Below are 17,767 nucleotides of genomic sequence, written 5' to 3'. Positions count from 1 at the left end.
CCGTGATTATGCGACGAGGTAGCCGGTGAGCTGATATCCGATCAGCACGAAGCCGGCGGTCATCATGATGACGTTGGCGGTATAGGCGTGGCGCAGGAAACTTGACGTCCTGCGCCAGTAACTCATGGCGATGAGGATGATCGTCAGGGCGATGAGTTGGCCGATCTCGACGCCGACATTGAAGGCGAGCAGATTCGGTATCAGCCCGTCCTCGGCGATGTCGTATTCGAGGATCTTGGTCGCCAGACCGAGGCCATGAAAAAAGCCGAAGATCAAGGTGGCGACTTTGGTGTTCGGCTGGACGTCGAACCATCGCTGGTACGCCCCGAGATTGTCGAGCGCCTTGTAGACGACCGACAGGCCGATGATCGCGTCGATCAGATAGGAGCTGACGTTCCAGCCGTAGTAGACGCCGAGCAGCATCGTCGTCGAGTGGCCGACGGCAAAGAGGCTGACATAGATGCCGATGTGCTTCAGCCTGTAGAGGAAGAAGATTACCCCGAACAGGAACAGCAGGTGGTCGTATCCGGTCACCATATGTTTGGCGCCCAAGTAGATGAACGGGATCAGATTGGTCCCCGATATCTCCTAGATATAGCCCTTGTCGCCTTCTGCGACGGCGTGGGCTGCCGCTGCACCAGCCATCACAAGGAGGGATAGCAACGCAAGCAAAGGTTGGAGGACGGAGAAACCCGGCACGAGCGCGCGGCTTCCGCCTCCGGAAGTGGATTGCTTCATTTGGAAGCTCCGTGAAATCGTTGAAACGGCCGCCTGAGCGGCGTCGGTTAGAACGAGGTCACGGACGCGGCGGCCGCTCTATACCGTAGGGAGGTCGGGACGAAAGAGCGCGCGAATGATCCGAATAAGAAACCGCGGTCAAAGACCGCAGGCTCGATCCGGTCGAGCCGAGCAGGCCGGCCTTCTCGTGGGTATGATCGGCATGGTGATGATCGGGGTCGTGGTTGGCGCTCGCCTCTGGCTCAACGTCGAAGTCGTCGTGCGAGTGTCCGCCGCCCGCATGACTATGGTCGCCGGCCGCGATGACGTTCGACGCCATGTGCAGTCCCGGGTCATGCGATCCCAATGCAACGAACGCATACAGCAAAACGCCGATCGCGGCCACGAAGGCGGCGAGCATGCTCGATCTGTTGTCCTGGCGATGAATCATGCCGCATTTGATAACCTTGTTCGGATCCGCACACAAGAAACCAACTTGACGCATCCCCTCCAGGGGGATAGGTGATCGGCACAATCAATCAGAGGTCTGCAATGTTCGTCAGCATCAGGGAATGGTTCGGCTTCGGCCAAGGCGGTCAATCCCATGGCCACAGTCACGGCTCGCACGGCCACTCGCATGGAGAGGCAGGGGGCCACGGTCACACGCACGGCGTCGTCGATCCCAGCATCGCCTCGTCCGAGCGCGGCATCTGGGCGATCAAGTGGTCGTTCGTCATTCTGGCGATCACCGCGGCTCTGCAGCTTGTCGTCGTGTTCTATTCAGGCAGTGTGGCATTGCTGGCCGACACCATCCACAATATCGGCGATGCCGCCACGGCAATTCCTCTGTGGATCGCCTTCACGCTGGTCAGGCGGAAGCCGTCGAAAACCTTCAATTATGGCCTCGGCCGGGTCGAGGACCTTGCCGGCATGCTGATCGTGCTGATCATTCTCTTCAGCGCCATCGTCGCCGGCTATGAGGCAATCGATCGCCTGCTGAACCCGCAGCCGATCACCCAGCTTCTGGCGGTAGCCGTCGCCGGCGTCATCGGCTTCATCGGCAATGAGGCCGTGGCGGTGTTCCGCATCCGTGTGGGCAGGCAGATGAATAGCGCCGCGCTGATCGCCGACGGCTACCACGCCCGCACCGATGGTCTGACGAGCTTGGCGGTCGTGCTCGGCGCCGTTGGGGTCTGGTTCGGCTTTCCGCTCGCCGATCCGATCATCGGCCTGCTGATCACCATCGCGATCTTCGGCATCGTCTGGCAATCGGCGCGCGCCATCATTACCCGCAGCCTCGACGGCGTCGAGCCGGGGATCACCGACGAGATCCGTCATGCCGCAGAGCATGTCGAGGGCATCGGTGGTCTGACGGACGTCAAGGCGCGCTGGATCGGCCATAAACTCCATGCCGACGTTACGATCTCGGTTAGTGGCGACAAGCCCGTCGCGGATGCCAAGGTCATCGTGGCCACGCTTCGCAATGAGCTCCAGGCACATCTTCCGGCGCTGGGTACGGCGACCATCCAGATCGCCGAGGCCGCCGCCGAAGCGCCCACCAGTCATCGCGGCCACGGGCATCACCACGCACCCGCCGCGTTCACGGTGAGTTCCCGATTGGCGACTGGATTGCTGGAGATTGTCGACACGCCGGAGGGTGAGCGCATGCGGCTCTCCATTTCGAAACACGCTAGGGGACTCGAGGCCGTCGTCGAGATCGCCCGCGATGGTCTCGTCGAGCGGCTGCCGCTGCTCCCTTCGCCGACCGATCATCACGCCTTGATCAGCAACGTCGCTCCGGCCGAGCCGCACGAGTTCGACGCGGTGCTGAAGCTGATGGCAGGCGTCGACGTCGACGACCTTCCGTTTCGAATGGAAGAGCCGGAAGGCCATCATCACTGACTTGTCCCGGAGGCGGTCCCCGGCGTAAGGTCGAGCGCCCTTCTCCTCGGAAGGATCGAGAATATGGACACGATGACCGAACCTCACACTCACGCCACCCATCCGGAGATCGTCAAGCGCCTGAAGCGGGCCGAGGGTCATCTGAAGAGCGTCATCACGATGATCGAGGCAGGCAAGCCGTGTCTCGACATCGCCCAGCAGCTCTCCGCGGTGGAGAAGGCGATCATCAACGCCAAACGGACGCTGATCCAGGATCATCTCGATCACTGCCTCGAAGAGACGGTCGGCGCCCTGCCGCGCGACAAGCGGCAGTCCATCGATGAGTTCAAGACGATCACCAAGTACCTTTGACGGCATGGCCGACCTGCTGGCCTATCTCGGATTGTTCGCCGCGGCGCTCGGGGCGGCGACCATCATGCCGATGCAGTCTGAAGCCGTTCTCGTCGGCCTTCTCCTCTCCGGAAAGTTTTCCACCTTCTGGCTCCTTGCCGTCGCGAGCCTCGGCAACGTGCTCGGCGCGCTGTCGAATTGGCTGCTTGGCCGCGGCATCGAACGCTTCAGGGAAAAGCGATGGTTTCCGATCGGCCCGGCAGCGCTCGACCGTGCGCAAGGCTGGTATCGCCGCTTCGGGAAGTGGTCGCTGCTTGCAAGCTGGCTGCCGATCGTCGGCGATCCGATAACCGTCGTGGCGGGCGTCATGCGCGAACCTCTGCCGACATTCGTCCTGCTGGTGTCCATCGCCAAAGTGGGACGCTATATCGTGCTTGCAGCAGCGACGACGGGGCTTGCGTAATGTTCCAGCAGATTGTCGACGTGCAGCGTGAGATCTACCTCGCCTTCGCCGGCCACATAAAGGAATTTGCTGCGGGCGGCGGCTGGGCGTCGTTCCTCGCCTTCCTGCCGATGGGCATCGTTTTCGGCGCCGTCCATGCAATGACGCCCGGCCACAGCAAGTCCGTGCTCGCCACTTATCTGACGGGATCCTCGATGAAGGCCCACAAGGCGCTGCTGGTATCGATGGCTCTGTCGTTCACCCATGTGAGCATGGCGGTGCTGATTGCACTGCTCGCGCTGCCGCTGGCGTCACATTCCTTCGTCGATGCAGGGTCGGCTCCCGTGCTTCAGGCCGTCAGCCGTGGCTTGCTCGGCCTCATCGGTCTGTGGATGGTATGGAGCGCCCTGTTTCGACGCGCACATACCCATTCAAGCGGCGAAGGTGTTGCCGTCGGCTTCATGGCCGGCTTGATCCCTGTCCGCTGACATTGTTCGTTATGACCTTCGCGATGATCCATCAGGTGATCATCACCGGCCTGCTCTTTGCCCTATCTATGATGCTCGGGGTCTGCGCCACGCTTTCGGCGGTCGCACTCCTCGCCGTGATGTTCCGCGAACAGCTCGCCCGCCTGATGAGCACACGGCCGCGGCTACTGGCGGTGGTTTCGAAATCCATCGAGGCCGCGGCCGGCGTGATCCTCGTGGCCGTCGCTCTTCATGAGATCGTTTTCGCCTGATTTTTGGTGTGGGCTTATGCCGCCAGACCTTGATCGCTGCAGAACATCCTCACGCTGTTCCGCGGCTAATACCCTTCAGAAACATCGGCCCGCCGGTCTCCGGCGGGCATCCAGGAAAGAGCCGCGCCTCGATGCGATGCGGCTTTTTTAGTAAGGTACGCCTCACTGGGCGTGCCCGTGCGCGCACCCTGCAGAATAGATCCTCGAGATGCACTAGTTCGCCGTCGAAGCAAAGCGCTGCGGCATCGGTAAATGGGGACCCGATGACGGTCTGACCTGGATGGATAATCAACAGAACGGACCGTCTAAAAGGGTGACAGCCCTCAGGATACTGAGAAGTCGTCCATGGTTTGAAGAGAGTCGGCCGTCGCGGAGGAGCGACGAAATGTGGGATGCCGTTGGTCGCGGAAATGCCGCGGCGATGAAATGGGCGATATAGGCGATCCAGGGCGAAGGCTTCTCCTGACCTGCGCGAGTGGCGTCAACGGAGAATGTGGCCGGGATTTAAGCGCCGGCAAGAGGAGGAGATGCGACTACCCGTGATGCTGTTGGCCCGCCGCCTGAAAGGCGACGGGCCGACGGGGTCAGACAAGCAGGAAGTCATTGAAGTGAAGTGCTGCGGAATTGTCGAGATCGGCGACATGGACCGCCGCGCCCGCTGCGCTTCCATCCGCGTCATAGGATAGATGGCCGCTGGCCTGATCGTAGATCAGCTTATCGTCAGCCTCGAGCGCCTTCGTTCCCAGAACGAAATTCTCATCCGAAAATCCGGATAGGCTGAGCGCGGCGAAAATCGAATGATCGAGCATCAGCTTGTCGCCCGCCGCGGAGGAAAAATCCCGGATCTTGTCGACGCTGATATTGTCGGGCTTCACATCGAAGACGAAGGTATCGCCTCCGCCGCCGCCGGTCAGAATGTCAGCACCGGTCTTGCCGATCAGCTTGTCATTTCCGAGCCCGCCGTTCAGCTGGTCGGCGCCGGCCGCGCCATCGAGAACGTTGCTGCCGCTATTGCCGGTCAGCGCGTCGTTGTAGCTGGAGCCAGTCAAGTTTTCGATGCTGACGAACTTGTCACCGGTGGCATGCCCGCCCGATGCGGCGCCAGTCGCCAAGTTGACGTTGACGGCGCCGGAGCCCGCATAGCCGGCCGTGTCGTTGTCGGCACCACCATTGATGACGTCCCCGCCGGCGCCGCCGCTAAGCTTGTCCGCGCCGGCCCCGCCATTGAGAACGTTGCTGCCGCCATTGCCGCCGGTCAGCACGTCGTCGTAGCTGGAGCCAGTCAAGTTTTCGATGCTGACGAACTTGTCACCGGTGGCATGTCCGCCCGATGCGGCGCCAGTCGCCAGGTTGACGTTGACCGCGCTGGAGCCGTCATAGCTGGCCGTGTCGTTGCCACTACCGCCGTCGAGCAGGTCTGCGCCGGCGCCGCCCTTCAACACGTCATTGCCGCCGAGACCCTTGTAGGTTTCGTTGCCGCCGTTGGACTGACCGGTGTGTGGCAGGTAGTCGTTACCATCGGTGCCGGTGTATACCGTCGTCGATGTGGTCGGCGTTGTCGGTTGCGTGGTCGGCTCTGTCGGTTGCGTCGGCGTCGTTGGTGTTCCCGACACCGGGGCGGAGCCCGATTCGTAGGCACCCATATCGACAGTTCCAACGACGCGAGCGTCGCCGTCCAGATCGGTCGAGCCGACGCCGTACTTGGCGGTTCCGCTGTCAATCGCCGCCGAGCCGGAGCCGAGGTGGAAGTCGTCGCTCGCTGCCCCCGCGAAATGCGGGTCGATACCGAGCTTGTTGCCGTTCGCCGTGCTCGGCATAGCGTTGCCGCCGTCGGTCTTGACCGAGGCCTGGCCGGCCGTGCCGTTGTAGGTGTTGTTGTTGGCCCAGACGACGTTGGCGTTGGTATAGCCGCCGTACGACGTGTTATCGACCGCGGTGTTGTTCTTGTTCACCGACGGGTCGGCGACGGCGACGTTGTTGACCCAGGTGTTGTTGCTCGACTGCGCGTTGCTGAGTTCGCCGCGCCAAGTGCCGTCGTTCAGCAGGTCCTGATTGTTGTGGTATGCGGTGTTGTTTTTCACCGTGACGGAGTCGCTCCAGGTAACTTGGATGCCTTTGCTGCCGTTCTCATAGACGAGGTTGTTGTCGACCAGGGTCTTAAACGTGTAGTTCGGATGACCGCTCGTCTGCGTGCTCTGGAAATCGTCGATGATGATGCCGTTGCCATCGGTGTGCGCACCCGTCTTCGTGACGTTGTCGTGCGAGATGTTGTTCCGGATGATGTTGCGGAAGCTGCCATCGTCCGGCGCCCCGGTGATATTCCGGTTCTGGTAGAGAGAGATGCCTGAAAACCAGCCGGAACTCGCATTTTTGTAAGTCTCGTTCCCTTCGATCGTGATGAAGTCGGATCCGGCGAAGGCGACGCCGGACGCACCGTTGTCGTGGGAAACGTTATTGGCGATCCTCACATGGTGGACGCCATCACCAACAATGCCGTGCGAATCGCTCCCGTAGACCTCGAAGCCCTCGACCGCCACATAGTTAGCAGTGATGTTTATACCATTTGCGCCGCCCGATGCTGAGTGGATCACCGCTCCACCCGGTACCTCCGACCGCAAGGTAATGTTGCCGGCGGCGGAACCATCCTTGTACATGTTCACCGACTCATTATAGACGCCGGCGCGCACCACAACCTCGTCGCCGGGCTTAAGGTCCGCTGCCATTGCCTCGCCAATCGTGCGAAAGGGAGTGGAGGCACTTCCGTTACCGCCGCCGCTGCTGGTCGTCGCTACGTAGTATGTCGTCATGATCTTGTTCCTCAACCCCAGCGTTCTGGTTTGCTGGTTACTATTTTTAGTTAATTAGGCGTTACGGCGGCGGGTTATAGGACGACATTCTGGAGGGCGCAACCGCAGCGCGACGGTAAGTACTTGAGAAGCATAGCCATCTTGCTGCCACATTATCCGAATCACTTCGATGTTTCGCTTTGAAATATTTGCGGAATCTCGACTCGCCCAAAATGTGGCAGTATTAATATCTAGCGCACCGCGAGTTATTCCTTCTACAACTAGAGCGATATGCATCTACTGAAAACTTTAGGAAAACCAGAGGGGCGTGACCACATTCCTCCCACCTAAGGCGGAATCGACATTTTTTTCTAAATTGGCAATTTCGGGCAGAATTGCCCTAACGAATGTATGGATCGAGACGGAATAAGAGGGAATGACCGGAGCGATTCGACAAACGCCATTCGAACGGAGTTTCGCGTCGACAGGAGCAGCACGGGCTTCTGGAGAGCAGAAGGGACAAGGGCGAGTGCGGAAGTTCTTTGCGATCGAGCGCGAGGGCGTGAAGGAAGCGCTAACGATCGACCTTCCAATCTATCCGAACGGAACCGACGAGGTTGTGGCGGGCGTCGTCGCCGAGCAGCAGATTGAAAACTGAAGCGGCTTGACATGGCGATCCTGCTTTGAGAGCTTTGGATCATGGGGCAGCGATCGCCCCACGAGGCTATGGCCGAAGAATCGCGTCCTTGAACCCGCACAAACGGAGGACGCGCAATGCCGTCATTTCTTCAAATCACACCTGACAAGCTGAATCGGATCGTCGGCCCCCGCGCCCAGACGCTGATAGACGTCCGCTGCCAGCAGGAACTCAAGCTCAGTCGAGGCGTCTTCACCTATCGTCTGTCGTTCGAGTTGCACCCATGAAGAACTTGCCCTCAAGGATTGCGATCGTCTGGCGCGGCGACGGCGACGCCCGGCGCGCGGCGACGCCGGAGAACAACCGCTTCCACTGGATCTTCGAAGAACTCGCGGCATTGGGCCTTGCGCCGGAGCCCGCCGTCTTCGACGAAGAATTCGCCGACGAGGTCCTCGAACAGCTCCTTGCCGTCGACGCCGTGCTTGTCTGGGTGAACCCGCTCGACGCCGGGAAGACGAGAAAGATCCTCGATCCGCTTCTGCGACAGGTGGCGGAAACCGGCCGAATTGTAAGTGCGCATCCGGACGTGATCCTCAAGATGGGCGTCAAGGAAGTGCTCTACGAGACCAGGCATATCGGCTGGGGCGTCGACACACGTCTCTATCGCACCGCCGCGGACTTTCGCCAGGCGTTCGTTCCAACGTTCCTGGCAGCCGGGCCGCGCGTGTTGAAGCAGAACCGCGGCAACGGCGGCCAAGGTATCTGGAAGGTCGAACTCGCTGGAACGCCCGCCGGCGATGCGACCTTGATCAGTGTGCTGGAAGCGAAATCAGGCAGTGTCCCTGAAACCATCGACCTGTCCGACTTCATTTCCCGCTGCGATACCTACTTCACCGAGGATGGCTGCATCGTCGATCAGCCGATTCAGTCCCGTCTGCCCGAGGGCATGATCCGCTGCTACATGTCTGGAGGCAGGGTCGTGGGCTTCGGACAACAGCTGGTCAAGGCGCTGGTGACGCCACCGTCAGGACCGGGTCGGGAACCACTTCAGCCCGGTCCGCGGATCATGCATCCAGCATCCGCAGAACCGTTCCAGACCTTGAGGACAAGAATGGAACGTGAGTGGACGCCGGAAATGATGTCGACGCTTGGGATCGAGGAAGCGTCGTTGCCGATTATCTGGGACGCCGATTTCCTTTACGGGTCACCGGACGCTGCAGGCAACGACACCTACGTTCTCTGCGAGATCAACGTCAGTTCCGTCTTCGCCATTCCTGACGAACCCCTGCGGAGATTGCACGCGCGATGGCGTCGCGGCTAGAGCAATCCAGTAAAAATGCATAGCGGTTTTGCGTCCGGAATTGCGTGAAAACAAAGAGATAGAGTATTTTCGTGATTTGAAGAAAAACGGAAATACTCTAAGCCGGTCCGCAGTGTAACTCTGCCGCCGGCGCATTGATCCCGGGTATCCGCGGCGAAGCCAAACCGAAAGATGGAGGAAGTGTTCCAGACGTAGGACCTCATGCCGGGCTTGGTCAGACGTTGGTCCGAGCCGTAGGATTCGGCTGTCTACTGCGTTGGAAAACGGCTCAGCATCCGATCCTGGACGTTCTCCTCGCCGACGAACATCGCAGCAAGCGAGATGGCTTTCTCGCGGTCTGCGGCGTTGCTTATGTAGCCTTCGAGCAGGACGACAGGACCGAGCATCCTGATCTCGATGGCACTGCTGTCGATATCCGGATCAGCGGAAAGGGCTGCTTCGATTGTCGCGATCGTCGACGCCGAACTATGGCCTTGCGAGCAGCGCTCTTCGTGATTGTAGTTATCGGGGCCGAACTTCATATTCTCCTCCTATCCGCCCCTCCACGGACCTTCACGTTACCTCTCATGACATATGAGCAGCGTGTCCTGACGTCGCCAGCCGGACTTAAGTCCAGCTTTCCCTAGGCACGATCCGGCTTAAATTCTCCTGATCCTTGTTGAAAGGACATCAGGGAGGTTTTAGCGATGTCGCTGAGTTCCAGTCAAAACCTCCCTGATGACGCGTCAAGTTATCGACCACTGTCGAGCGTCCGATGTCCGCAACGGATCCGGAAATGCTCCTCGTCCGATTAGAGGTGGGAGGACTTCGCTCCTCTGACGCTTGTGTTAAGCAGTAAAGACTAGTCGCCTTGGCGCCATCTGATTGCAGCTTCCGTCCGATTGCTGGCGCCAAGCTTGAGCAGTATTTCGGTCATGTGATGCTTGATCGTTTTCTCCTGCAGATTCAGGCGGCGCCCGATATGCTTGTTTGAAAGTCCTTCGGCTACCAATTCTATCACCTCGGTTTCGCGGGGAGTCAGTGAAGCCGGTCTGCCGAAGAGACTTTTTTCGACTATCTTGGCCCGCATGGTCGTCGAGATGAATCTCGAGCCTCCAACGACCGTTCGGATGGCGTCTGCAAGTCCGCGTGATCCGATACCCTTGACAACGTATCCCGCTGCCCCTCGGCGTAGCGCCGCGAGAAGGGGGTCGACTTCCTCCGAGGCGGTCAGCATCAGGACCTTTGTCTCTGGGCTTCGCACCACAATCGCGGAAATCGCTTCGATCCCTCCTCCGGGCATGAACACATCGAGCAGAAGGACGTCTGGCCTTTGGGACACCGCCAGCGTGGCCGCGTCATCGGCACTTGCCCCTTCACCGACAACGACGAAATCCTCCATTTCGGACAGAGTGCGGCTCACCCCTTCTCGAAAAAGAGGGTGGTCGTCCACGATCGCTATCGTAATGGCTGTCAAGCTGCTCCCTCCATTTCCTCGGGCTGAAAAGCCATCGGTCGCCTGTCGACAGGCTATTCGACAGACATGGCAAGACTTTAGAAAACGTCCAGAGAGGCATTGCAGGAGCGACTGAACACTTTTTGTTCGCCCTGTCTGATATCGTGACTTTGCCGCCCGTAGCGGTCCACGAAGCGGCATCACCGCCGCAGTTCACCGGGCATCCTTAAATCTCACGAATGCGCTGTCCAGACGGTGTTGTCGTGGCGGGAGGTGCGAGGAATTGAAGGCATCGGGCACCGCGGTTGCCGTTGGGCGCGCGTCGACTTCGTATCGCGGCCCGCTCAATCGCTGCAGCAGAACCACGCTCCAACATCGCGATAGCCACTTCAGCTCATGCGCTATGAGGCGCTCCGCCAGCCACCGTTCGTTCAATGTTGGTCGGGTTGCTGTTAGCGTTTGCGCCGTTCAAGAAAGGGGCGCTGCGGCGATAGAGCTGCGTGAGGCGGACCGAGTTTCGCGCCATTGCCATTCCGTTCCGGAGTTGCGCCCAGCTTTTGTTGACGATGACGCCCACCGCCAGGCCGCCGGAGATCGCCAGCAAGTGAAAGACTGGAATAGGCAGCGCGCCCGATGCCGGCGTCATCAGCAGTTCCGGTACGAAGCGGTGCAGCAGGTAAGTGGGGAATGCAGAGACTGCGATCAGGGTCATCAGGCGGCCCATGTACGCAGGCAAGCGAATGCGCGGCATATAAAGAAGGGCAATGAGTGCCGCGAAGATCGTCAGATACTTGATCGTCGTTCCGATCCAGACTGTTTCCCAGAAGGCGAGATAGCCGAGCACCGCCGCAGCAACCGCCGCCAGAATGATCCGTTGCACCGGCTTGCCGGCCATGCCGGCACACCAGCCGAAGATGCCGAGGTGAAGACCCCAATAGATCGTGAAAATCTGCCGCTGGCCTATCTCGATGAGCAGCGGCAGAGAAAAACGCGCCGGATTGCCAGTCCCAGTAAGACGAGCGAGAAGGCAAAGGGTTGCGCCCGCGCGAGCCTGCGCACAGCAGGCACTGCGAAAATCAGCGAGAACACCAGCAGCGTCTGCGCATAGGCTTCGATGAACCAGTAGAGAAAGGGAACCATCTCGTGACGCGCCGGCTCCGCATAGCCGAAATTGCCGGTGAGGGTGATCGAGGCCCAGGGAACCGCCCGCCAGACCAGCGCGTAAGCGACGACAATGAGGAAGTAGGGAATGAGAACGTTGATCGCCGGCCGCAGCGCGTGTCGAAAGTTGCCGGTGAGGAAATGGCCTGATTGGAAGCGGGCCAGGCTGAAGCCGACGAGAAGCAGCATCACTCCCGATCCACCGGGAATTGGCCACAGCATCTCGTGATGCACCACGACGAGCAGGATGGCGATCGTCCGCAGAACCAGATCGGTTGGCAGCGCCCTGATCTCTGCGATACGGCTTGAGGGTGTGACTTGCGGCCACATGTCAAACTCCGCGATCGGCCTGTGCTCCCAGCCTTCCGGCAGTGCGACGCCAAGGCAGTCGAGTTCCATCGTCAATTGCAGGAAGCGAAGGGAATCGCCGCCGAGCGAGACAAAGCTGTCGTTGCGGTTCACCGCATGTGGGTAGAACACGCGCGCATAGGCATCCAGCGTGCTGACGGCTGCTGCGTGGCTTTTCTTGCGTGTTTCCAGCATCTCCTCGGTGAGGCGGGCATAGTCGATTTTGCCGGAGGCAAGTCTGGGAAGGTCCCTTCGCTCGAGGACGGAAACCAGATTCGCGGGCAGATGGCTCGCCTCGACGAGGATCCGCCGCACCCGTTCAGCCACACGCGCATCGGTCACATGAGCCTGCAGACCTTCATCGTCACCCACGAGTGCGGCGGCAATCCCCTCCTCAGCTAAAACCTGCTCCATGATATCGAAGCCTATCCTGAGCCCCGCGACTTTCGCGAAGCGGCTCTTGCGTCCAACGATTCGGAAAAAACCCGGTTCGTCGCGCATGGCGATGTCGCCAGTGTGCAGTGCCGTGACCTCGGCGCCTCGAGCGAGATCTGAGCGATCCGTGCCATAGCCCATCATTACGTTTGGGCCGGTGTAGACGAGTTCTCCTGCGACACCCGATCGGTCGAGCGGATGTCCTTCATCATCGACGAGGCTCAAGCTGCCGCCGGGAATGGCAACGCCGATCCGCTCTTCATTGTCCGACAGGCTTTCCGGCGGCACAAAGGCAATGCGGGCCGATGCCTCGGTTTGGCCGTACATGACGAAGAAGCGGCCGCCCCTGACGCGCATGTGGTCTCGGTAGAGTCGAATAAGCTCGGGTGTCAGCCGTCCGCCGGCCACCGTCATGAAACGCAGCGCCTTGAGCTCATTTGTCCGGAAACGCGTCTTTTCCATCAGTTCATAGGAATAAGGCACGCCCGAAAGATTGGTGCAGCCGCTTTCGCCGATGATCTTCACGAAATCGTCGCTGACTACCGAGACGCCTGGAATGAAGATGCTGCCACCGGCAACAAGGTGGGAATGGACGACAGAGAGACCGTAGGAATAGTGAAGCGGCAGGATCAAGGCAGCTCTGTCGGCAGACGAGAGTTCGAGGTAGCACGCGATCGAACGGGCATTGGCGTCGAGATTGGCGTAGGAAAGGCGAACTGCTTTTGCAGCGCCCGAACTGCCGGAGGTCATGAGCAGGAGCGCGAGATCGGCATGAAGCGGCTCGGTGCCATCTCCAGACCGGACTTCCTCGACGAGGCGCCAGCGGCCGTCGATTGACCGCAAGGTGAAATCGGGCTGAAATGCTGAAAGAAAATCTCGCCGCAGCCTGTCGTCGCAGGGTGGCAGCATGGCCACCGCATGACCCGCACGCAACGCGCCGAGATATGCGACGATCACATGTTCCGAGACTTCCGCCGAAATCGCAATAAGCCGCTTTTCCGCCCGTCCCAGCCGCTCGGCAAAACGCAGCGTTCGGGCGTTGAGTTCGGCGTAGGAGAGCGTCCGTCCATCGGCGAAGACAAGTGCGGCGCGATCATCGGCGCGAGCGATTTCGGAAAAGAGGTCGACAGGGGTCATGATCGCGCTTCGGATTGGCAGAAAATTGCCCGAAGCGCGCACAATCCTTGAGTATGTTAGTCAACTAATAACGGAATAGCGATCGCTCTCGGGTCCAATGGGCCTTCTCCAAACATGGCAAGCACGACAATCGGCAGGAAGTCGCGGCGGCCCACCATGATGATAGGGGGTCGGGCTGACGCTCGCGCCGACAGGAGTAGCGCGGGCTTCAGTTGAGCCTGTCTGATATCGATGATTTTGCGCTCCGTGAGGGCTTCTGACGCGGGCGGCGCTGCTTCGGGTCGACCACTTGTCTTTGTGACAAGTCACGAATTCAGGCGACCTGCTCTACCGCCAACTTGCCTGCTATCGGCACGCGAACAGCGAGTGTCGAAAGAAATATCTGTTTCCTTTCAAGAAAAGGAACGGCCACGGCTGCCCCAAGGTCCAATATCGCAGCGGACCGCCATCAGGTAGGCTGCGCGCTGTGAGTTTCCTTTCGCAAACAAAAGGGACCTCACGCTTGGGCGGCGCCGTTCCCAATTGAAGGGCGTCCAATACTGAAATTGCTCCAGTTGTTTCGATAGAATTCAGAGTGAATACGCGACTGCGGCGCTCGTTGAATTTTGCTGCCGTGCGTTCGGATGGTTCATCGTTCGGCCGGAAATCACAACGGAGGAGTCACATGTATCGCAAGATCATCTACGGCATCGGAGCACTGGCTGCTTCGGCTGTTCTCTGGGGCGCGCTTGTCCCGGCGCAGGCACAAGAAGCGCAAAAGCCCAACATCGTCGTCGTCATGGGCGACGACATTGGCATGTGGAACATCGGTGCATATCACCGCGGCTTGATGGCCGGCCGTACGCCGAACCTCGACAAGATCGCCGCCGAGGGCATGCTGTTCTCCGACTATTACGCCGAGGCGAGTTGCACGGCGGGCCGGGCGAATTTCATCACAGGTGAGCTTCCGATCCGTACCGGCATGACCACCGTCGGACAGGCAGGTGCCAAGACCGGCCTACCGGCGGAAGCCGTGACGTTGGCGACTGCCCTCAAGGACATGGGTTATACCACCGGCCAGTTCGGCAAGAACCATCTTGGCGACCTCAACGAGTTCCTGCCGACGGTTCACGGGTTCGACGAGTTCTTCGGATATCTCTATCACCTCGACGCAATGGAAGATCCCGCGCATCCCAACTACCCGCAGGACTTGCTGGACAAAGTCGGGCCGCGCAACATGGTCCATAGCTGGGCAACGACAACAGACGATGCGACCGTAGACGGGCGCTGGGGGAAGGTCGGCAAGCAGAGAATCGAAGACGCCGGCACGCTCTATCCGAAGCGGATGGAAACGGTGGACGACGAGATCCGCGACCAAGCCTTGAAGTTCGTGGAGAAGGCCAAGGCGGAGAACAAGCCTTTCTTCCTGTGGCTCAATCCCACCCGCATGCACGTCATCACTCATCTTTCGCCGAAGTATGAGGCGCTGCGGACTGCGCAGAATGGCTGGTCGCTCCAGGAAGCCGGCATGGCTCAACTCGACGACGACGTCGGCCTGGTGATGCAGAAACTCAAGGATCTAGGCGTCGACGACAACACCATCGTCCTGTTCACCACCGACAACGGCACGGAGACATTCACGTGGCCGGACGGCGGCAACACCCCCTTTCGGGGGCAGAAGGGTACGATCTACGAGGGCGGCTTCCGCGTGCCGGCGTTCATTCGTTGGCCCGGCCAGATTCCTGCCGGAACTGTGGAGAATGGCCTGATCTCCGGACTGGACTGGCTGCCGACTTTCGTGGCCGCTGCCGGAAATCCGAACATCACGGACGAACTGTTGAAGGGAAAGCAGATCGGAGACCGGACCTATAAGAACCATCTCGATGGCTACAACCAGTTAGATCTGCTCACTGGCAAGGGCCCGTCGAAGCGCCACGAGATCTTCTATTTTGGCGAAAGCACGCTGGGCGCGGTGCGTATCGATGACTACAAGTATCGCTTTATCGAGCAGCCGAATGGCTGGCTCGGAGCCAAGGAGCACGTCGACGCGCCCTCAATCACGAACCTGCGCCTCGATCCCTTCGAACGCCTGGGCACGCCCGCAAACGGAACGCTGGACGGCGCACAGGGGTATTTCAACGAATGGTTCATGTTCGAATTCTGGCGCTTCGTGTTTGTCCAGCAGGAAGTCGGGAAGCTGGCGGAAACCGCCATCGAATTCCCGCCGATGCAGAAAGGCGCAAGCTTCAACCTCGACGCCGTCAAGGCGCAAATCGAGGCGGCTAGAGCCGCAATGGCGAAGTAGCCGAAGCTATGTTGCGGGCGGCTTGCAACGGCCGCCCTCTGGCCTCCACGAAACCACCGCTGGGATGCCGGCTCAAATGTCTGCTTTTCGCGTCCGGCTGCGGAGACGGGGCTTGTGATTTATAGCCGCCGGAGCGAACCCGTTCGCCAGGGGCTCAAGGATTGAACTCAGCTTGGCATCCACCTCTATCAGCCGCATCAGGTGACGTCGAAATTGCGTGGTCTCGTCCGGTCGTTCGACGGCGGAAGGGGCAATTTGCGGGTCGAATTTCGGCCTGTTCATTCGCAGTGGATCTTGACCGTTTGCTGTATGGCCACGAGACGAAAGCGATTGTTGCCCCTCTAGGCGCCGAGGTTGGGCGCTGCGTGTGGCCGACGCGACGTCGTAGGCATGGAAATCGGCACCTGCGAAACTGGGCCGATCTGGACGGAGTTCCTACGCAAGCTTAAAGGACCCTTCAGCAGCGTTCTCATCTGTGCAGCTGCGCGAAATCCGACGTTCACGTCAGCTTCGATATGTATTGGAGCATGGGCTCGTTCTTGCCGATCGACGCGGGAAAGAACCGTCAGCGCACTTCATTTGGCAGGGGCTGCTCGCCGACATTAAGTGGCAGCAATATCTCGGCGATCAGATTCCGAATCCAACGATGGCCGGGGTTCCCTGTCGAGCGCTTGTGCCACACGCCGACGATGAGGGCCGGCGGAAGCGGCATGGGAGCGTTATAGAGGGAGAGCCCGAAAAGATCCGCCAAGCGCTCTGCCAATTGTCGAGGGACGAGTGCGATGTGATCACTCTCGCTCACAGCTCGGCAGACGCCGAAGAAAACAGGAACCGTCATGACCACCTTCCGAGTTCGTCCAATCTTGGCCAGTGCCGCATCACCCATGGCTTTTGTTTTTCCTTCAGGCGAGAAGAGGATGTGCCCGAGATCGCAAAAAAGATCGATCGGCAAGGTTGCGCCAGATTTTATTCCGGCCGCTTCGATTGCTGCGTTTCCTTTTCGGGCGATAGTTGTGAAGGACGACCGGAATTGCGCACGTCGGTCGATCCAGTCTGGAAATTCTGCATCAGGAATGAGAGCCATGTCGGCTTCATACCGCTCAAGAGAGTCGATGTAGCTGTTTGGGACGAGGTCGACCAATTGCACCCGAATACCCGGAGCACGTTCGTGAATCTCACGCGCCAGCCGCGGCATCAGCATCTCCGCAAAGAAATCGCTTCCTGCAAGCTTGAAAGTGAGGCTGGCGCTACCGGGATCAAAAGAGGTGCCACTGAACAGCGCCTCCATCCTGTCGAGCGTCTCACGAAGAGGCATGGCTAAACCTCTTGCATAGTCCGTCGGGCGCAAACCTTGGCCATGACGGACGAACAGCTGATCATCGAGCGCATGACGCAGTCTTGAAAGTGCGCCGGAAACCGCTGACTGAGACATTCCCAGTTTCTCACCGGCCTTCACGGTCGACCCTTCCCGCAACAAGGCGTCGAGCACACGTACAAGATTGAGATCAAAGGTCGCGAAATTCATTTCACCGATAGTTTCTATATGATCAAACGATTTTCTTAATAATGGATAGAATGGTAAAAACCACAACACGAAAGCGCTTTCGTTTCATCCCAACCAAGGAGGAAACGATGATTGATCTACTGGAATGCCCCGATACCATTGAATGGCTCGGTGTTTCTTACCGGCCTATTCTAACGAATGCAGCAACTGGCGGAGCGATGTCCATCGTCGACAGCCTGTCTCCCGTCGGAAGCGGGCCGCCGCGACACATCCATGAAAGAGAGGACGAGACCTTTGTCCTTCTTTCCGGCTTGTGCGAGTTCTGGGTGGAAGGCGACAGGTTCACGAAGAAGGCCGGCGAAACTGTCTTCGTGCCACGCGGAATGGAGCATACCTTCCGGGTTATCGGTGGCATGCCTTCGCGCCATCTGGTGATCCTGACGCCGGGGGGATTCGAAGATTTTTTTGCCGATATGGCGGCAGGCAAGTTTCAGATTCCGCAGGATATGGATCGCATCGCAGAATCTGCCGGCAGGCACCACCTTCGTTTCACTGGGCCGCCGCTTGGCAACGACTAGCCATTACAGCC

General features: G+C 59.5%; 14 protein-coding genes and 3 pseudogenes. 9 read left to right on the top strand and 8 right to left on the bottom strand.

Annotation, left to right across the window (positions count from 1 at the left end):
- Positions 1-6: 6 nt before the first annotated feature.
- Both HFO99_RS25370 and HFO99_RS25365 read right to left on the bottom strand, forming a co-directional pair.
- Positions 7-738: pseudogene (locus tag HFO99_RS25370) on the bottom strand (HupE/UreJ family protein).
- 58 nt (positions 739-796) lie between these two features.
- Entirely contained in the window at positions 797-1,222 is a 426-nt protein-coding gene (locus HFO99_RS25365; RefSeq protein ID WP_222364300.1) for a hypothetical protein, read from the bottom strand.
- 47 nt (positions 1,223-1,269) lie between these two features.
- Here HFO99_RS25365 and HFO99_RS25360 point away from each other — a divergent pair, with 47 nt between their 5' ends.
- The 4 genes and pseudogenes from HFO99_RS25360 (at position 1,270) to HFO99_RS25345 (ending at position 4,130) form a co-directional block, all read left to right on the top strand.
- On the top strand, positions 1,270-2,619 hold the full coding sequence (locus tag HFO99_RS25360; protein ID WP_222364298.1) for a cation diffusion facilitator family transporter: 1,350 nt from the start codon (positions 1,270-1,272) through the stop codon (positions 2,617-2,619).
- A 72-nt stretch (positions 2,620-2,691) separates the two neighbouring features.
- A complete protein-coding gene (locus HFO99_RS25355; protein ID WP_024323399.1) occupies positions 2,692-2,970 on the top strand; it encodes a metal-sensing transcriptional repressor in 279 nt (92 codons plus the stop codon).
- 4 nt (positions 2,971-2,974) lie between these two features.
- On the top strand, positions 2,975-3,412 hold the full coding sequence (locus HFO99_RS25350; protein ID WP_222364483.1) for a YqaA family protein: 438 nt from the start codon (positions 2,975-2,977) through the stop codon (positions 3,410-3,412).
- Positions 3,412-4,130, top strand: a pseudogene (locus tag HFO99_RS25345) (sulfite exporter TauE/SafE family protein). Before HFO99_RS25350 ends, HFO99_RS25345 begins: the two are co-directional and overlap by 1 nt.
- A gap of 584 nt (positions 4,131-4,714) precedes the next feature.
- Here the strand turns inward: HFO99_RS25345 and HFO99_RS25340 are convergent.
- A complete protein-coding gene (locus HFO99_RS25340; RefSeq protein WP_222364295.1) occupies positions 4,715-6,937 on the bottom strand; it encodes a choice-of-anchor Q domain-containing protein in 2,223 nt (740 codons plus the stop codon).
- A gap of 508 nt (positions 6,938-7,445) precedes the next feature.
- Here HFO99_RS25340 and HFO99_RS25335 point away from each other — a divergent pair.
- The 3 genes and pseudogenes from HFO99_RS25335 to HFO99_RS25325 all read left to right on the top strand — a co-directional run bounded on the left by HFO99_RS25335 (position 7,446) and on the right by HFO99_RS25325 (position 8,897).
- Positions 7,446-7,574: a hypothetical protein gene (locus HFO99_RS25335; protein ID WP_261323322.1), complete on the top strand. Its 129-nt coding sequence runs from the start codon at positions 7,446-7,448 to the stop codon at positions 7,572-7,574.
- A 116-nt stretch (positions 7,575-7,690) separates the two neighbouring features.
- Positions 7,691-7,840 (top strand): hypothetical protein, encoded by a 150-nt coding sequence (locus HFO99_RS25330; protein ID WP_155755873.1) that lies wholly within the window; start codon positions 7,691-7,693, stop codon positions 7,838-7,840.
- Positions 7,837-8,897, top strand: a pseudogene (locus HFO99_RS25325) (Cj0069 family protein). The gene HFO99_RS25330 and the pseudogene HFO99_RS25325 overlap by 4 nt, the downstream one beginning before the upstream one ends.
- A gap of 225 nt (positions 8,898-9,122) precedes the next feature.
- Here the strand turns inward: HFO99_RS25325 and HFO99_RS25320 are convergent.
- From HFO99_RS25320 to HFO99_RS25310, 4 genes are all read right to left on the bottom strand, one after another.
- Positions 9,123-9,395, bottom strand: a complete 273-nt coding sequence (locus tag HFO99_RS25320) for a BON domain-containing protein (RefSeq protein WP_222364291.1) — start codon at positions 9,393-9,395, stop codon at positions 9,123-9,125.
- 320 nt (positions 9,396-9,715) lie between these two features.
- A complete protein-coding gene (locus HFO99_RS25315) occupies positions 9,716-10,330 on the bottom strand; it encodes a response regulator (RefSeq protein WP_222364289.1) in 615 nt (204 codons plus the stop codon).
- 373 nt (positions 10,331-10,703) lie between these two features.
- A complete protein-coding gene (locus tag HFO99_RS33635) occupies positions 10,704-11,204 on the bottom strand; it encodes a hypothetical protein (protein ID WP_261323321.1) in 501 nt (166 codons plus the stop codon).
- A 65-nt stretch (positions 11,205-11,269) separates the two neighbouring features.
- The gene (locus HFO99_RS25310; protein ID WP_261323320.1) at positions 11,270-13,390 is read right to left on the bottom strand and encodes an AMP-binding protein; all 2,121 of its coding nucleotides are present in this window, start codon (positions 13,388-13,390) and stop codon (positions 11,270-11,272) included.
- Positions 13,391-14,054: 664 nt separating this feature from the next.
- Between HFO99_RS25310 and HFO99_RS25305 the strand changes: the two genes are divergently transcribed.
- Entirely contained in the window at positions 14,055-15,674 is a 1,620-nt protein-coding gene (locus HFO99_RS25305) for an arylsulfatase (protein ID WP_222298791.1), read from the top strand.
- Positions 15,675-16,239: 565 nt separating this feature from the next.
- On the opposite strand, the gene HFO99_RS25300 is transcribed toward HFO99_RS25305, so the two are convergent.
- Positions 16,240-17,268, bottom strand: coding sequence for a LysR family transcriptional regulator (locus HFO99_RS25300; protein WP_315860501.1), 1,029 nt, complete (start codon positions 17,266-17,268; stop codon positions 16,240-16,242).
- Between the two features lie 38 nt (positions 17,269-17,306).
- Between HFO99_RS25300 and HFO99_RS25295 the strand changes: the two genes are divergently transcribed.
- Positions 17,307-17,756, top strand: coding sequence for a cupin domain-containing protein (locus tag HFO99_RS25295; RefSeq protein ID WP_222364287.1), 450 nt, complete (start codon positions 17,307-17,309; stop codon positions 17,754-17,756).
- Positions 17,757-17,767: the final 11 nt, after the last annotated feature.

Source organism: Rhizobium leguminosarum (genome assembly GCF_019798305.1).
GTDB lineage: Bacteria > Pseudomonadota > Alphaproteobacteria > Rhizobiales > Rhizobiaceae > Rhizobium > Rhizobium leguminosarum_U.
This window is presented reverse-complemented; position numbering and strand designations above follow the sequence as displayed.

What these genes read in the sequence shown, in the direction of transcription:
- HFO99_RS25305 (WP_222298791.1), top strand. Translation starts at nt 14,055, where the DNA reads ATGTATCGCAAGATCATCTACGGCATCGGAGCACTGGCTGCTTCGGCT.
- HFO99_RS25350 (WP_222364483.1), top strand. Translation starts at nt 2,975, where the DNA reads ATGGCCGACCTGCTGGCCTATCTCGGATTGTTCGCCGCGGCGCTCGGG.
- HFO99_RS25320 (WP_222364291.1), bottom strand. Translation starts at nt 9,395, where the DNA reads ATGAAGTTCGGCCCCGATAACTACAATCACGAAGAGCGCTGCTCGCAA.
- HFO99_RS25355 (WP_024323399.1), top strand. Translation starts at nt 2,692, where the DNA reads ATGACCGAACCTCACACTCACGCCACCCATCCGGAGATCGTCAAGCGC.
- HFO99_RS25365 (WP_222364300.1), bottom strand. Translation starts at nt 1,222, where the DNA reads ATGCGTCAAGTTGGTTTCTTGTGTGCGGATCCGAACAAGGTTATCAAA.
- HFO99_RS25295 (WP_222364287.1), top strand. Translation starts at nt 17,307, where the DNA reads ATGATTGATCTACTGGAATGCCCCGATACCATTGAATGGCTCGGTGTT.
- HFO99_RS33635 (WP_261323321.1), bottom strand. Translation starts at nt 11,204, where the DNA reads ATGGCCGGCAAGCCGGTGCAACGGATCATTCTGGCGGCGGTTGCTGCG.
- HFO99_RS25330 (WP_155755873.1), top strand. Translation starts at nt 7,691, where the DNA reads ATGCCGTCATTTCTTCAAATCACACCTGACAAGCTGAATCGGATCGTC.
- HFO99_RS25310 (WP_261323320.1), bottom strand. Translation starts at nt 13,390, where the DNA reads ATGACCCCTGTCGACCTCTTTTCCGAAATCGCTCGCGCCGATGATCGC.
- HFO99_RS25360 (WP_222364298.1), top strand. Translation starts at nt 1,270, where the DNA reads ATGTTCGTCAGCATCAGGGAATGGTTCGGCTTCGGCCAAGGCGGTCAA.
- HFO99_RS25340 (WP_222364295.1), bottom strand. Translation starts at nt 6,937, where the DNA reads ATGACGACATACTACGTAGCGACGACCAGCAGCGGCGGCGGTAACGGA.